This is a genomic window from Streptomyces sp. NRRL S-244, from assembly GCF_000717915.1.
Taxonomy (GTDB): Bacteria; Actinomycetota; Actinomycetes; order Streptomycetales; family Streptomycetaceae; genus Streptomyces.
The window spans coordinates 53,241-67,775 of sequence record NZ_JOCX01000018.1 but is presented as its reverse complement, the minus strand read 5'-3'; the positions used below and the strand labels follow the sequence as shown (position 1 = coordinate 67,775).

The window sequence follows — 14,535 nt, the reverse complement described above, 5'->3', positions numbered from 1 at the left end:
GGGCGGCGGTGCGTCAGGCCGTACGGGCGCCATGGGCGCCACACGCGCTACGGGATCGTGATCGGCGCGCTCTTCGTCGGGTCCGGGCTCTTCGTGGGGTCCGGGCTCTTGGTCGGGTCCGGACTCTTCGTCGTGCTCTTGCTCGGGTCCGGCGAGCTCTTGCCGGGGCCCGGGGTGTTCTGCGACGGCGAGACCGGCGCCGACGGCGTGTTGGCCGACGAGGAGCTCGACGAGGACGGGGAGCTGCTGCGGCTCGGCGCCTGCGAGGCGCCCATCTTGGCCTCGGAGAGGTCGAACTCGCCGGTGTCCACGCCCTTGAGCGCGGCCAGCGTGTACGCCTTCCAGATCTCGGCCGGGAAGCTGGAACCACCCGCTCGGCCACCGCCCGCGGTACCGGTCAGGGTGACCTGCTTGGCCGTTCCGGGCTCCTCGCCGAACATCGCGACGACGGTGACGAGTTCCGGCGTATACGCGGTGAACCAGGCGGCCACGTTGGACTCGGTGGTACCGGTCTTGCCGGCGGCCTCGTAGGCGGAGCTCTTCACGGCCTTGCCGGAACCGTCCTGGACGACGCCGGTGAGCACCTTGGTCACCGTGTCGGCGGTCTGGCGGCTGATGGCCTGGCCGCCCACGGACTCGACCGGCTTGAACTCCCGGGCGGCGTGCTTGGCGCTCTTGATGATCGTCGGGGTGACCTTCTTGCCGTGGTTGTCGAAGGTGGCGTAGACGCCGGCCATCTCCAGGGTGTTGGCGCTCATGGTGCCGAGCGACATGGCCGGCTTGTCGGCCGGCCAGCCGTCGCGGTCCTTCATGCCGAGTTCCAGCGCCGTCTTCTTCACGTTCGGCGGTTGCACGTCCACGATCATCTGGGCGTACACCGAGTTCACCGAGGAGTTGGTGGCCGCCTGGACGGTGAGGAAGGGGTCGCCGTAGTTCGCGTTGTCCTGGTTCTGCGGGGCGAACGGGGTGTCGCTGCCGACGACCGGCCGCTTGCTGGTGCCGTCGTAGAGCGCGTTCGGCGTGATCGGCTTGCCGTCCTGCGTCGTGGACTTGTGCTCCAGGGCGGAGGCGAGCACGACCGGCTTGAAGGTCGAGCCGGGCTGGAAGTCCTGGCGCAGGGCGTTGCTCGCCCAGTGGTCGGAGAGCCCGGTGCCGCCGTACATCGCGACGACCGCGCCGGTCTTCGGGTCCACGGAGGTGGCGCCGGCCTGCACGCTCGCGTCGACCGGGCGGTCCTTGCGGTCGAGCTTGGACTCCAGCTCGTCCTGGACGGCCTTCTCCAGCGCGGCCTGCTTCTTGGGGTCGATGTTGAGGGTGATCTCCCAGCCGCCGGCCTGCAGCTCCTGGGTGGTCATCTTGGTCTGGCGCCGCAGTTCCGCGTCCGCCGCCTGCTTCAGATAGCCCTTCTGGCCCTCCATGCCGGGGGCGGCCTTGGGCTTGATCGGCATGGGCAGCTGGAGCTGCTTGCGCTTCTCCGGGTCGAGGGCCTTCATCTCGACCATGTTGTCGAGCACGCCGTTGAAGCGGATCTTGACCAGCCGCGTGCCGTTCGGGCCCGCGGTCGCCAGGTCGTAGTCGCTGGGCGCTTGGAGGACGGCCGCGAGGTACGCGCCCTGCTCCAGGGTCAGCTTGTCGACGTCGACGCCGTAATAGGCCTGGGCGGCCGCCTGGATGCCGTACGCGCCGCGCCCGAAGTAACTGGTGTTCAGGTACCCCTCGAGGACCTGGTCCTTCTCCAGGCGCTGGTCGACCTTGAGGGAGATCACCAGCTCCTTGAGCTTGCGGGTCGCCGTCTGGTCCTGGTTCAGGTAGAAGTTCTTGACGTACTGCTGGGTGATCGTCGAACCGCCGGCCTTGCCCTTGCCGGTGACCGTGTTGAACAGGCCTCGGGCGACGCCGATGAAGTCGACGCCGCGGTCCGTGTAGAAGGTCTTGTTCTCGATGGCGATGAAGCCGGTCTGGACGTCCTTGGGCACCCGGCTGATCGGCACCATCTCGCGGTTCATCGAGCCGTCGCGCGCCATGATCGAGCCGTCCGCGTACTTGTAGACGTTGCTCTGCTTGATGGCGTCGGCGTTCGGGTCGGGCTCGTCCACGTAGTAGTAGAGGGCGACGAGTGCGCCCATGCCGAGCAGGATGATCCCGAAGAAGGCCCCGAGGATCTTCTTCCATGTGAAGAAGCGACGTATGCCGGTCCGCTTGCCGGCACGCCCCTTCCCGGTGGCGCGCCCGCGCGGCGCCCGTCGCGTACTGCGCTGCTGCGCCTTACGCGCTTCTGCTCGGCCCATCGCTCCCGCTCCGCTCGATTACCCCCCCGACGTCAGCTCAGAAAGCTAACACCGCAGGTTGTGACAAAGGTTGGCCAATGTTGGCCAATACCGGTCAATTCGGACGTGAGAATCAGCACCCACATCAAGGGAACCGACGCGCGGCAAGCCCGTAGGGTTGCGGCGGCCTGAAAAAGTGATATCACTTTGCTAAGCGGCTCGATCGGCCGCGACCAGACCAATGGGGGCAGATCATGACGAATATGGCGGCCATGGCCGGAGACATACGAGAGTTCACGGCGCGCAGCCTGGGTGGCGGACTGGCCCTGCTTCTGGGGCTGTTGGGGGCTGCGGCCGGCGCCGCCCTGATCGCCCTCGGCGCGGCCGCCGAGGGTTCGGCGGCGCACGTCTCCCTGATCGTGCTCGGCATCCTCCTGATCGCCGCCTCGGCGTTCGCGATGGGCGGGCTGAACATGGTGGCTCCGGGCGAGGCCCGCGTGGTCCAGCTCTTCGGCCGGTACCGGGGGACGATCCGTACGGACGGCCTGCGCTGGGTCAACCCGCTCACCTCACGGGAGAAGATCTCCACCCGGGTCCGCAACCACGAGACGGCCGTCCTGAAGGTCAACGACGCGTACGGCAACCCGATAGAGCTGGCCGCCGTCGTGGTGTGGCGGGTGGAGGACACCGCGCGGGCGACGTTCGAGGTGGAGGACTTCACGCAGTTCGTCGAGACCCAGACCGAGGCGGCGGTCCGGCACATCGCGATCGAGTACCCGTACGACGCGCACGACGAGGGCGGGCTGTCGCTGCGCGGCGACGCCGAGGAGATCACCGAGAAGCTGGCGCTCGAACTGCACGCCCGGGTGGAGGCGGCCGGTGTCCGGATCATCGAGTCCCGGTTCACGCATCTCGCGTACGCTCCGGAGATCGCCTCGGCGATGCTCCAGCGCCAGCAGGCGGGAGCGGTCGTGGCGGCCCGCAAGCAGATCGTCGAAGGAGCGGTGGGCATGGTCGAACTGGCCCTGACGCGGCTGGCGGAGCAGGACATCGTGGACCTGGACCCGGAGCGCAAGGCCGCCATGGTGTCGAACCTGATGGTGGTCCTGTGCGGCGACCGGGCCGCCCAGCCGGTCGTCAACACGGGCACGCTCTACCAGTGAGCCCCGCCGGCGAGCCGCAAGACCCGCAAGCGGGCGAGGGCCCGGAGCGCCCGCCCGCGCGGGCCGGACGGCAGGCGCGCAAGCAGGTGCTGCTGCGGCTCGACCCGCAGGTGTACGACGCCCTCGCCCGCTGGGCGGGCGAGGAGCTGCGCAGCGCCAACGCGCAGATCGAGTTCCTGCTGCGGCGGGCCCTGTCCGAGGCCGGCCGCCTCCCGGGAGGCGCGGCCCCGATCCCGCCGCGCGGCCGCCCCCGCGTCCCGCCCGACGCCTGAGCGGATCAGGACCGAAGTCCCGGCGAGCGACCGATGAGGCAGGCCGAAAGTCCTCTCTACACTCCGGGTATACATCGAGCGTATACACCGGATGTATAGTCCTCGGCATGTCCATCGGTCACACGCTCCTGGGCCTCCTCGAGGCCGGTCCACGCCATGGTTACGACCTCAAGCGCGCCTTCGACGAGAAGTTCGGCCACGACCGGCCCCTCGCCTACGGCCAGGTCTACTCGACCATGTCCCGCCTCCTGAAGAACGGCCTCGTCGAGGTCGAGGGGATCGAGAGCGGCGGCGGTCCCGACCGCAAGCGGTACGCCATCACCGACGCCGGCATCACCGACGTCGACGGCTGGCTCGCCCAGCCCGAGAAGCCCGAGCCGTACCTCCAGTCGACCCTCTACACCAAGGTCGTCCTCGCCCTGCTCACCGGCCGCAGCGCCGCCGACCTGCTGGACACCCAGCGGGCCGAGCACCTGCGGCTCATGCGCATCCTGACCCAGCGCAAGCGCAAGGGCGACCTCGCCGACCAACTCGTCTGCGACCACGCCCTGTTCCACCTCGAAGCGGATCTGCGATGGCTGGAACTCGCCGCCGCCCGCCTCGACCAGCTCGCCCGGGAGGTCGGCCGATGAGCGCGACGACCCCGGCCGGCACCCTGCTTTCCGCCACGGACCTGCGCAAGACGTACGGGTCCACCGCCGCGCTCGACGGCGCGGACTTCTCCATCCACCCCGGCGAGGTCGTCGCCGTCATGGGCCCCTCCGGGTCCGGCAAGTCGACGCTCCTGCACTGCCTCGCCGGGATCGTCCCGCCCGACTCCGGCACCGTCACGTACGCCGGCCGCGAGCTGTCCGCCATGAACGACGCCGAGCGCAGCGCGCTGCGCCGCGGCGAGTTCGGCTTCGTGTTCCAGTTCGGCCAGCTCGTCCCGGAGCTGACCTGCGTCGAGAACGTGGCCCTGCCACTGCGCCTGACCGGCGTCAAGCGCAAGGAGGCCGAGCGGACCGCCCTGGAGTGGATGGCCCGCCTGGAGGTCGCCGACCTCGGCCGCAAGCGCCCCGGCGAGGTCTCCGGCGGCCAGGGCCAGCGCGTCGCCGTCGCCCGCGCCCTCGTCACCGGCCCGCGCGTCCTCTTCGCCGACGAGCCCACCGGCGCCCTCGACTCCCTCAACGGCGAGCTCGTCATGGAGCTGCTGACCGAGGCCGCCCGGTCCGCAAACGCCGCCGTCGTCCTCGTCACGCACGAGACCCGCGTGGCCGCGTACTCCGACCGCGAGATCGTCGTACGCGACGGCAGGTCCCGCGACATGGAGCGCGCCGTATGAGCCGGGGCACGCTCCGGGTCTGGGCCCGCGACCTCGGCCTCGGCGCCCGCTTCGCCTTCGGCGGCGGCCGCGAGGGCTGGACCCGCACCCTCCTCACCGGTCTGGGCGTCGGCCTCGGCGTCGCGCTGCTGCTGGTCACCACCGCGATACCGGCCGCGATGGCCGCCCGTGACCAGCGCGGCGCCGCGCGCGAGACGCTCTCCTCGGCGCCCGGCGCGAAGCCGGGCCCCGGCGCCGACACCCTGCTGGTCGCCTCCGGGAACATGACGTACCACGGGGACGACATCGACGGGCGCCTCGTCCAGCCCGAAGGGCCGGACGCCCCGCTGCCGCCCGGCCTCGGCGCGCTCCCCGGCCCGGGTGAACTGGCCGTCTCCCCGGCCCTGGACCGGCTGATGAAGACCGGCGAGGGCGCACTGCTCCGCGAGCGCCTCGACGGCAAGATCGTGTCGGTCATCGGCGACGCGGGGCTGGTCGGGCCGAGCGACCTCTACTACTACGCGGGAACGGACCGGCTCGCCGCGCAGGCGGACCGCCCGTACGTCCAGCGGCTCACCGGTTTCGACAAGACCGTCGACAACGTGCCGCTCGACCCCGTCCTCGCCCTGCTCGTGCTGATGGTCTTCGTCGCCCTGCTGACGCCCGTCGCCGTCTTCATCGCGGCCGCCGTCCGCTTCGGCGGGGACCGCCGCGACCGGAGGCTGGCCGCCCTGCGCCTGGTCGGCGCCGACGCCCGGATGGTCCGCAGGATCGCCGCGGGCGAGGCGCTCGCCGGCGCGCTGGCGGGCCTGGTGCTGGGCGCCGGCTTCTTCCTGATCGCCCGGCAGCTCGCCCCGGGCCTGGAGCTCCAGGGGCGCAGCGTCTTCTCCGCGGACCTCGACCCGCGCCCGCCGCTGGCCGCGCTCGTCGCGGTCTGCGTCCCGGCCGCCGCCGTCGCCGTGACCGTGTTCGCCCTGCGCGGTGTGGTCATCGAGCCGCTCGGCGTGGTCCGCACCACCACCCCGCGCCCGCGCCGGATCTGGTGGCGGCTGCTGATGCCGCTGGCCGGACTGGGCCTGCTGGCCCCGATGATGGGCCGCGGCAGCACCCACGGGCGGTTCAACCAGTGGCAGGTCTCCGGCGGTGTGGTGCTGCTCCTGGTCGGCATCACCGCCCTGTTGCCCTGGCTGCTGGAGCGGGTCGTGGGCCGGCTCGGCGGCGCCGGCGGGGTGTCCTGGCAGCTGGCCGTGCGCCGGCTCCAGCTCACCAGCGGATCCGCGGCCCGGCTGGTCAACGGCATCGCGGTCGCGGTGGCCGGGGCCATCGCCCTGCAGATGGTCTTCGCCGGCGTCGAGGACTCCTACACCAGCGACACCGGCCAGGACCCCTCCCGGGCGTCCATGGCCATCCTGACCCGCGCCGGCACCGAGGACCGCCTCGATGCCATCGGCAAGGAGGTGACCGGCACCCCGGGCATCGCCAAGGCGGTGCCGCTGACGTCCGCTTCGGCCTCCCGCACCCCCGAGGCGGGCGATGAGTCGGTCCACCTCACGATCGGGACGTGCGAGGCCCTGCGCGAGGTGGCGCAGCTGCCCTCCTGCACGGACGGCGACGTCTTCGTCCTGACCGGTGGCGTCGGCCGAGCCCGTGCCGGGTCGGCCGCGCCGGGCGAGAAGCTGTTCACCGGGAACCGGTACGACTCCGGGAGCGCCGGGTCGGCCGCCTGGTCCGTACCCGCCGACGCGCGGACGGCGCCGGCCCGCAAGGACCCGAACGGCACCTTGCGCACCGGCCTGCTCGTCACCCCGGCGGCCGCCCCGAAGAACGTGGGCGGCAGCGCCATGGCCCAGGTGTTCGTCCAGCTGGACCCGAACGTGCCGGACGCCCTGGAGCGGGCCAGGACCGCCTCCTACAAGGCCGGCCCGCTGGCCACGGCCATGACCTTGCAGTCGGCCGGGACGAACGGCCGGTTCGGCTCGATCCGCACCGGCCTGTTCGTCGGCGCGACCCTGGTGCTGGTGCTGATCGGCGCGAGCCTGCTCGTCTCCCAGCTGGAGCAGCTGCGCGAGCGCAAGAAGCTGCTGTCGTCGCTGGTCGCCTTCGGTACGAAGCGCTCCACACTGAGCCTGTCGGTGCTGTGGCAGACGGCCCTGCCGATCTCGCTCGGCCTGGCCCTGGCCACGTCCATCGGCCTCGCGCTCGGTGCGGTGCTGATGCGGATGACCAACGTGCCGGTCCGGATCGACTGGGCCTCGGTGCTCGCCATGGCGGGCACCGGCGCGGGGGTGGCCGTCGCGGTGACCCTGCTCAGCCTGCCGCCGCTGCTGCGGCTGATGCGCCCGGACGGCCTGCGTACGGAGTGACGCCGGACGAGTCGAAGCCCCGTACGCCCGCCCCCGCGGGCCCGCCCTACTCGGCCGGCCAGACGGGGAGCGGGCGTACGGCTTCGCGCAGGGCGGCCGCGATGGCCCGGAACTCCTCCTGGCGGGCCGTCCCCGTCCGCATGGCCAGCGCGATCCGCCGCGAGGGCGCGGGCTCGGCGAAGTACCCGGTGGCCAGGTACTCGTTGCGGGCGGTCTCCAGCCGCAGCGCGGTGCGCGGCAGCAGGGTCACGCCCAGTCCCCCGGCGACCAGCTGTACGAGGGTGGACAGCCCGGCGGCGGTGGTGGTGACGGCCGCCCCGTGGGGCCGGCCCGCCTCGCGGCAGATGTCCAGGGCCTGGTCGCGCAGGCAGTGCCCCTCGTCGAGCAACAGCAGTTGCAGGCCCCGCAGTTCCTCGCGCGGGATGTCCCGGCGCCCGGCGAGCGGGTGCTCCCGGGGCGCGAGGAGGACGAAGTCCTCGTCGAAGACGGGCAGTTCGGTGACCCCGGGGACGCCGAGCGGCACCGCGAGCAGCAGCAGGTCGAGCCGCCCGCCGGCCAGCCCCTCCAGCAGCGAGGAGGTCTGCTCCTCGTGGACCTGGAGGTCCATCCGGGGATAGCGGCGGTGGAACAGCCCAAGCACGGTCGGCAGCAGGTAGGGGGCCACCGTGGGGATCACCCCGAGCCGCAGGATCCCGGTGAAGGGCGCCCGTACGGCCTCGGCCTCCTCCAGCAGTCCGCCCATGGCGTCGAGGACCGTCCGGGCCCGGGCCGCGATCCGCTCGCCCGCCGGGGAGAGCAGCACCTTGCGGGTGGTGCGCTCCAGCAGCTGGACGCCGAGGGCCTCCTCCAGCGCGGAGACGGCGCCGGAGAGCGCGGGCTGGCTCATGCCGATCGCCGCGGCGGCGTCCCGGAAGTGCAGGTGTTCGGCGACGGCCGCGAACGCGCGCAGCTGTGCGAGCGTCGCCTGCTTCGCGCCCCTGTTTCCGACGGCCACTGATAGGTACCTCCGATCACCCGCCACCAGACTAGCTCCGGCGGCCACCCCGAACCCCGCACAACAAGGGCGCCGCGAAGGCCGCGGCCGGGTTCTGCACGCAGCTGCCACCGAACCGATCACACTGTGTCGCTCTTTGCCCGTACGGGCACATTGATAGGGAAGCCTGATCAGCGCAACCACTGTTTGCGATTTCCGCGATCAATGCTGCTTGTGCCAGCATGTGAGACCGTCCAACCCCTCAGGGAAAGACCCCAAAAGGGCCACTTTCCCGTCTCGCAAGGAGAGCACGTGCTCACTGTCGGTGACAAGTTCCCCACCTACGATCTGACCGCTTGCGTCTCGCTCGAAGCCGGCAGCGAGTTCGCCCAGATCGACCACAAGACCTACGAGGGCAAGTGGCGCGTGGTGTTCTTCTGGCCGAAGGACTTCACCTTCGTCTGCCCGACCGAGATCGCCGCCTTCGGCAAGCTGAACGAGGAGTTCCAGGACCGCGACGCCCAGATCCTCGGCGTCTCCGGCGACTCCGAGTTCGTCCACCACGCCTGGCGCAAGGACCACGCCGACCTGCGTGACCTGCCCTTCCCGATGCTGGCCGACTCCAAGCACGAGCTCATGCAGGCCTGTGGCGTGCAGGGCGAGGACGGCTTCGCGCAGCGCGCCGTGTTCATCGTCGACCAGAACAACGAGATCCAGTTCACGATGGTGACCGCCGGTTCCGTGGGCCGTAACCCCAAGGAGGTCCTGCGGGTCCTCGACGCCCTGCAGACCGACGAGCTGTGCCCCTGCAACTGGAACAAGGGCGAGGGCACCCTGGACGCCGGCGCGCTGCTGGCCGGTGAGTGACGGATGTCCCTCGACTCCCTCAAGTCCGCCATACCGGACTTCGCCAAGGACCTGAAGCTGAACCTCGGCTCGGTCGTCGGCAACCAGGACACCCTCTCGCAGCAGCAGCTGTGGGGCACCGTCCTGTCCTGCGCGATCGCCGCCCGCTCCCCGCGCGTCCTGCGTGAGCTGGAGCCGGAGGCGAAGGCGGCCCTGTCGCCGGAGGCGTACACCGCCGCCAAGTCCGCGGCCGCGATCATGGCGATGAACAACGTCTTCTACCGCACCCGCCACCTGCTCTCCGACCCGGAGTACGGCACGCTGCGGGCGGGCCTGCGGATGAACGTCATCGGCAACCCGGGCGTGGAGAAGGTCGACTTCGAGCTGTGGTCGCTCGCCGTCTCGGCGATCAACGGCTGCGGCCAGTGCCTGGACTCGCACGAGCAGGTCCTGCGCAAGGCCGGCGTCGACCGCGAGACGATCCAGGAGGCCTTCAAGATCGCCTCGGTGATCCAGGCCGTCGCGGTCACCCTCGACGCCGAGGCCTCCCTCGCCGCCGAGTAGCAGCCTCTTCGTACGCAGTACGCGCAGTACGCGCAGTACGCACTGCACGCACAGCCGTACGAACCCCAGGGCCCCCGCAGCCGTTCCCGGTCGCGGGGGCCCTGTCGTTCACTTGCGCAGAGCGGCCATGAGGGCGCGCATGTCCTCGACCATCGCCGCCTGCACGGCGGCCTCGTCCGGGTCCGCGGCGTCCGGCCCCCCGTACCACTGAACGGTGAGGCTGAAGGCGGCGCCCCCGTCGAGCACTTCGAGCCGTGAACCGCCCACCCGGCGGGTGAGCAGTGCCCGCTCGCCGAGCCCGGGGACCTGCTCCACCTCGCCGCCCGAACTCGCCATGGCCCCGACGCCCCCGAGGCCGGTGGGGCCCGCACCGAACTCCGTGCGGGGATCGGCCTTCTTGTGCAGCTGGACCAGCACCTCGGCCCCGTACGACAGGCGGCCCTCGACATACGGGGCGCCGTGCGCGCAGTACGCCCAGTCGAGCGCGGGGTGCTCCTCATGGCGCGCGTAGTCCCCGGTGAGCTGCACGGTGGACGCGGACACGGCGGTCAGCTTGACCTTGCACAGGTCTTCGGGATGCCGGTACGCGATCCGCGGCGCGGGGTCGCCGAAACGATCCTGTGCCACGAGGACACCGGCCCAGACGGCCGAGGCCAGTACGGCCCCGCCGAGCGCCCATAACCAGGCCCTGCGAGGCCCCCGTACGCGCTCGTGCGGGCCGTCGGGCTCCTCGGCCTCGGCCGCCGCGGCCGGCCGGCCGGTGCCCCACTCCCCTTCGAGCTCAGGCTCGCTGATCACGTCCGGCCTCCCGGAAGGCCTGTTCGACCGCCGTCGAGCCGTGCGGGCCGGGCCCGATCGGTGCGGCGCCCTGGAGGAGCTGGTCCCGGGAGTAGGCCCTCAGGTAGACGACCACCGTGTTGGTGACGGCGACCAGCGGGACCGCGACCACCGCTCCCCCGATGCCCGCGACCATGCCGCCCGCGGCCACCGACAGCACCACCGCGAGCGGGTGCACCCGTACCGCCCGGCCCAGGATGAAGGGCTGGAGCACGTGCCCCTCGATCTGCTGCACCGCCAGCACCACGGCCAGCACCAGCAGCGCGGTCCACGGCCCCTGGGTCACCAGGGCGACGACCACCGCGAGGGCGCCGGAGACCACCGCGCCGACGAGAGGGATGAACGCGAACAGGAAGATGAAGACGGCCAGCGGCACCGCCATGGGCACCTTGAGGAAGTAGATGCCGAGGCCGATGAAGATGGCGTCGATGAGCGCGACGAGCACCGTGCCGCGCACGTACGCCGTCAGCGTGCGCCAGGCGCGCGGACCGGCGCCCGCGACACCGGGGCGGGCGGCGGCCGGGACCAGGCCGAGCACCCAGGTCCAGATGCGCTTGCCGTCGTAGAGCAGGAAGAGCGTCGAGAACATCGCGAGCAGGATGCCCGTGAGCACCTCGACGAGCACCGTCACGCCCTGGAGACCGGCGGAGGTGATCTGCTCGGTGTTGGTGCCGATGGTCTCGCTGAGGTTCTTCGCGATGTCGTTGATCTGCTTCTCGGTCACGTGGAACGGACTGTCCAGTGCCCAGAGTTTGAGCTCGTTGATGCCGTCCCGGACCCGGGCGGAGAGGTCGTCGAGGTTCTCCATGACCTGCCAGACCACGAACCAGCCGACCAGCCCGATGACCACGAACCCGAGGATCGCGGTGACGGCGGTGGCGAGCCCCCGCGGCAGGCCGAGGCGGCGCAGCCGGACCACGAAGGGCTGGAGCAGCGCGGTGACGAGCAGGGCGGCGGCGAAGGCGAGGACGACCAGGCGGACTTCGCTGATCACCTTCATGACGACCCAGAGCATCCCGGCGAGCAGCAGGAGCCGCCAGCTGACCTCGGCGGCGACCCGCATGCCCCACGGGACGACGCTCACCGGTTCGGGGCGCCCGCGCAGGGCGGCCGGGTGCGGTACGTGGCCGGGATGCTCGGCGGGCGTGCCGGGTTCCTGGACGGGCGCCGGGGCGGCCGCGCCCGTACCGGCGCCCGCGGGGGCGGTGCCGGAAGCGGTGACCGGGACCGCGGCAGCCGTGCCGGTGCTCTCCGCCTCGACCTCGGCACGCCGCGCCTGGAGCCGCGCCTCCATGCGGCTCAGCCTGTTCCCGAGCCGGCCGAGCCAGCCTGCCCTCTTCGCCATGTCGTTCCCTTCCCCCCGCCCGTGGACACACCTCGAAAGACCGTACACGCGAGGAGCCCCGCACCGTAGGACGGTGCGGGGCTCTTCGAGGTTGAGCGGAGGCGGGCTCTAGTACCAGCCGTTGGCCTGGTGGAAGCTCCAGGCCGCGCACGGGCTGTGGTAGCGCTCGTTCATGTAGTTGAGGCCCCACTGGATCTGGGTGGCCGGGTTGGTGCGCCAGTCGTCGGCGACCGAGGACATCTTCGAACCCGGGAGTGCCTGGACCAGACCGTACGCGCCCGAGGACGAGTTCACGGCCTTGTAGTTCCAGGTGGACTCCTCGTTGATGATGTTCGAGAAGCACTGGAACTGACCGGCCGGGACGATCTGCCGGGCGATGTCCTTGACCTGGGCGACCGTGTAGGAGCTCTGGACGGCGAAGTCGCCGGCGCTGCGAGCCGCGGAGCGGCTGGCGATCTGCTCCTTCTCGTCGCGGTCCTTCTTCGCCTTCTCGTCGGCGGCCTTCTGCGCCTCGGCCTTCTTGGACTTGGCGTCCTCGGCGGCCTGGATGCGGGCGGCTTCCTCGGCGACGCGCTTGGCGTCGGTGTCGGCGCCCTGGGCGATGGCGTCGGCCTGCTGCGTCAGGGACGCGTTCTGGACCTGCGCCTGCTCGCCGACCGGGATGTCGGTGAGGAGGGTCGCCCCGGACGCGGTGGTCTCGAGATCGTTCGAGGCGGCGGGGTCGCCAGTGGCAACGCCCACGACTGCGCCAACGGTGGTGACTGCGGTGGCCGAAGCCACAGCGAATCCCCGGACCGAGATCCGGCTCACACGGTGTCCTTCCAGCAGCGTCCGCAGTGACCGGGCGGGCGCAATAGTGCCCCTCGACACTGGCCTCCGTGGTGCTGTGATCACTGGAGGCGCGGGCCCGTGGGCAACTCCCTTGCGGGGGCTGCCGCGTGACGACTCGGGCGGCATACGGCGAACGACTCTGGAGTTGTGGTGCAGCGCGTACCCCCGTCGTGGTGACGGGAGATACAGATGTGCCGTATGCGGGGCCTGACGGAAAACAGACTCTGCCGGACCCCGACACCGCAAGGCAATTCTCCATTGCGTGTGAAAGGTCACACCTGGCATGTTGCCGTTGGTTTCCTCAAAGGGCTGTGCAGCACGACGCCGCCCGGCTAGGCTCTCGGGCCTTTGCCGGGCGGCGCCAACTCGCTTTCCCGCTATGGGGTTTTTGCCCCCATCGGCGGCTACAGCGATTCGAGCATCTCGGTCACCAGAGCGGCGATCGGGGAGCGCTCGGAGCGGTTGAGCGTGACGTGCGCGAAGAGCGGATGTCCCTTCAGCTTCTCAACGACGGCGACCACTCCGTCGTACCGGCCGACCCGCAGATTGTCCCGCTGGGCGACATCGTGGGTCAGAACGACCCGCGAATTCGCACCGATCCGGGACAGAACGGTCAGCAGGACATTGCGCTCCAGCGACTGCGCCTCGTCCACGATCACGAAGGCGTCGTGCAGCGAGCGCCCGCGGATGTGCGTGAGCGGCAGGACCTCCAGCATCCCCCGGTTCAGCACCTCCTCGATGACCTCGCGCCCGGCCACCGCCGAGAGGGTGTCGAAGACCGCCTGCGCCCAGGGGCTCATCTTCTCGGACGCGTCCCCGGGCAGGTAGCCCAGATCCTGGCCGCCCACCGCGTACAGCGGCCGGAAGACCATCACCTTCTGGTGCTGCCTGCGCTCCAGCACCGCCTCCAGGCCCGCGCACAGCGCCAGCGCCGACTTTCCGGTGCCGGCCCGGCCGCCCATGGAGATGATGCCGATCTCCGGGTCGAGCAGCAGGTCCAGGGCGATGCGCTGCTCGGCGCTGCGGCCGTGCAGCCCGAAGGCCTCGCGGTCGCCCTTGACGAGCCGTACGTTTCCGTCGGGAGTGACCCGCCCCAGGGCCTTGCCGCGCTCGGACTGGATGACCAGCCCGGTGTGCACGGGCAGTTCCGCGGCCTCCGGTACGTACAGCCGCTCCTCGGAGTAGAGCAGGTCGACCTGCTCCCCGGACAGCGCGAGCTCGCTCATGCCGGTCCAGCCGGCATCGGTGATCGCGAGCTCCGCCCGGTACTCCTCGGCGAGCAGCCCCACGGAGGAGGCCTTGATGCGCAGCGGGAGATCCTTCGAGACGACCGTGACGTCGTAGCCCTCGGCCTGGAGGTTGCGGGCGACCGCGAGGATCCGCGAGTCGTTGTCCCCCAACCGGAAGCCGGCCGGCAGGACACCGGGGTCGGAGTGGTTGAGCTCGACACGGAGGGTGCCGCCGAGATCGCCCAACGGGATGGGGGCGTCGAGGCGACCGTAGCGAACCCGGAAGTCGTCGAGCAGGCGCAGGGCCTGACGGGCGAAGTAGCCGAGTTCGGGATGGTGCCTCTTTGCCTCCAGCTCGGTGATCACCACGATCGGGAGCACGACCTCGTGCTCGTCGAAGCGCGTGATCGCGTTGGGGTCTGCCAGCAGGACGCTGGTGTCGAGGACGTAGGTCCGCCTGTCGGGCAGGCGGCGCTTTGTGCTGGTCACCACGGAAGGACGTACCCCCTCGGAAGAGGTCGGGCCATGAAGACCGGACCGGT

13 protein-coding genes are annotated in these 14,535 nt (G+C 71.1%); 7 read left to right on the top strand and 6 right to left on the bottom strand.

The window, feature by feature from the left end:
* Positions 1–47: 47 nt before the first annotated feature.
* Positions 48–2,288 (bottom strand): transglycosylase domain-containing protein, encoded by a 2,241-nt coding sequence (locus IF02_RS0122260; RefSeq protein WP_030159575.1) that lies wholly within the window; start codon positions 2,286–2,288, stop codon positions 48–50.
* Positions 2,289–2,521: 233 nt separating this feature from the next.
* On the opposite strand from IF02_RS0122260, the gene IF02_RS0122255 reads away from it, so the two are divergent.
* The 5 genes from IF02_RS0122255 to IF02_RS0122235 all read left to right on the top strand — a co-directional run bounded on the left by IF02_RS0122255 (position 2,522) and on the right by IF02_RS0122235 (position 7,368).
* On the top strand, positions 2,522–3,430 hold the full coding sequence (locus IF02_RS0122255; RefSeq protein ID WP_030159573.1) for an SPFH domain-containing protein: 909 nt from the start codon (positions 2,522–2,524) through the stop codon (positions 3,428–3,430).
* Positions 3,427–3,702, top strand: a complete 276-nt coding sequence (locus tag IF02_RS0122250; protein WP_051696445.1) for a hypothetical protein — start codon at positions 3,427–3,429, stop codon at positions 3,700–3,702. Before IF02_RS0122255 ends, IF02_RS0122250 begins: the two co-directional genes overlap by 4 nt.
* Positions 3,703–3,809: 107 nt before the next feature.
* Positions 3,810–4,334 carry a PadR family transcriptional regulator gene (locus IF02_RS0122245; protein WP_030159568.1) on the top strand — a complete coding sequence of 175 codons (525 nt, stop codon included), beginning with the start codon at positions 3,810–3,812 and terminating at the stop codon, positions 4,332–4,334.
* Positions 4,331–5,026, top strand: coding sequence for an ABC transporter ATP-binding protein (locus tag IF02_RS0122240; protein ID WP_030159566.1), 696 nt, complete (start codon positions 4,331–4,333; stop codon positions 5,024–5,026). The genes IF02_RS0122245 and IF02_RS0122240 overlap by 4 nt, the downstream gene beginning before the upstream one ends.
* Positions 5,023–7,368 (top strand): ABC transporter permease, encoded by a 2,346-nt coding sequence (locus IF02_RS0122235; protein WP_030159564.1) that lies wholly within the window; start codon positions 5,023–5,025, stop codon positions 7,366–7,368. Before IF02_RS0122240 ends, IF02_RS0122235 begins: the two co-directional genes overlap by 4 nt.
* 46 nt (positions 7,369–7,414) lie before the next feature.
* Here IF02_RS0122235 and IF02_RS0122230 read toward each other — a convergent pair whose 3' ends face one another.
* On the bottom strand, positions 7,415–8,362 hold the full coding sequence (locus tag IF02_RS0122230; RefSeq protein WP_030159562.1) for a hydrogen peroxide-inducible genes activator: 948 nt from the start codon (positions 8,360–8,362) through the stop codon (positions 7,415–7,417).
* A 291-nt stretch (positions 8,363–8,653) separates the two neighbouring features.
* Between IF02_RS0122230 and IF02_RS0122225 the strand changes: the two genes are divergently transcribed.
* Positions 8,654–9,208 (top strand): peroxiredoxin, encoded by a 555-nt coding sequence (locus tag IF02_RS0122225; protein WP_030159560.1) that lies wholly within the window; start codon positions 8,654–8,656, stop codon positions 9,206–9,208.
* A 3-nt stretch (positions 9,209–9,211) separates the two neighbouring features.
* Positions 9,212–9,751: an alkyl hydroperoxide reductase gene (locus IF02_RS0122220; RefSeq protein ID WP_030159558.1), complete on the top strand. Its 540-nt coding sequence runs from the start codon at positions 9,212–9,214 to the stop codon at positions 9,749–9,751.
* A 108-nt stretch (positions 9,752–9,859) separates the two neighbouring features.
* On the opposite strand, the gene IF02_RS0122215 is transcribed toward IF02_RS0122220, so the two are convergent.
* The 4 genes from IF02_RS0122215 to IF02_RS0122200 all read right to left on the bottom strand — a co-directional run bounded on the left by IF02_RS0122215 (position 9,860) and on the right by IF02_RS0122200 (position 14,485).
* A complete protein-coding gene (locus tag IF02_RS0122215; RefSeq protein WP_030159556.1) occupies positions 9,860–10,549 on the bottom strand; it encodes a hypothetical protein in 690 nt (229 codons plus the stop codon).
* Positions 10,533–11,933: an AI-2E family transporter gene (locus IF02_RS0122210; RefSeq protein WP_037836890.1), complete on the bottom strand. Its 1,401-nt coding sequence runs from the start codon at positions 11,931–11,933 to the stop codon at positions 10,533–10,535. Before IF02_RS0122210 ends, IF02_RS0122215 begins: the two co-directional genes overlap by 17 nt.
* A gap of 108 nt (positions 11,934–12,041) precedes the next feature.
* Positions 12,042–12,743 carry a transglycosylase SLT domain-containing protein gene (locus IF02_RS0122205; protein ID WP_030159552.1) on the bottom strand — a complete coding sequence of 234 codons (702 nt, stop codon included), beginning with the start codon at positions 12,741–12,743 and terminating at the stop codon, positions 12,042–12,044.
* A 425-nt stretch (positions 12,744–13,168) separates the two neighbouring features.
* Positions 13,169–14,485, bottom strand: a complete 1,317-nt coding sequence (locus tag IF02_RS0122200; RefSeq protein WP_030159550.1) for a PhoH family protein — start codon at positions 14,483–14,485, stop codon at positions 13,169–13,171.
* Positions 14,486–14,535: the final 50 nt, after the last annotated feature.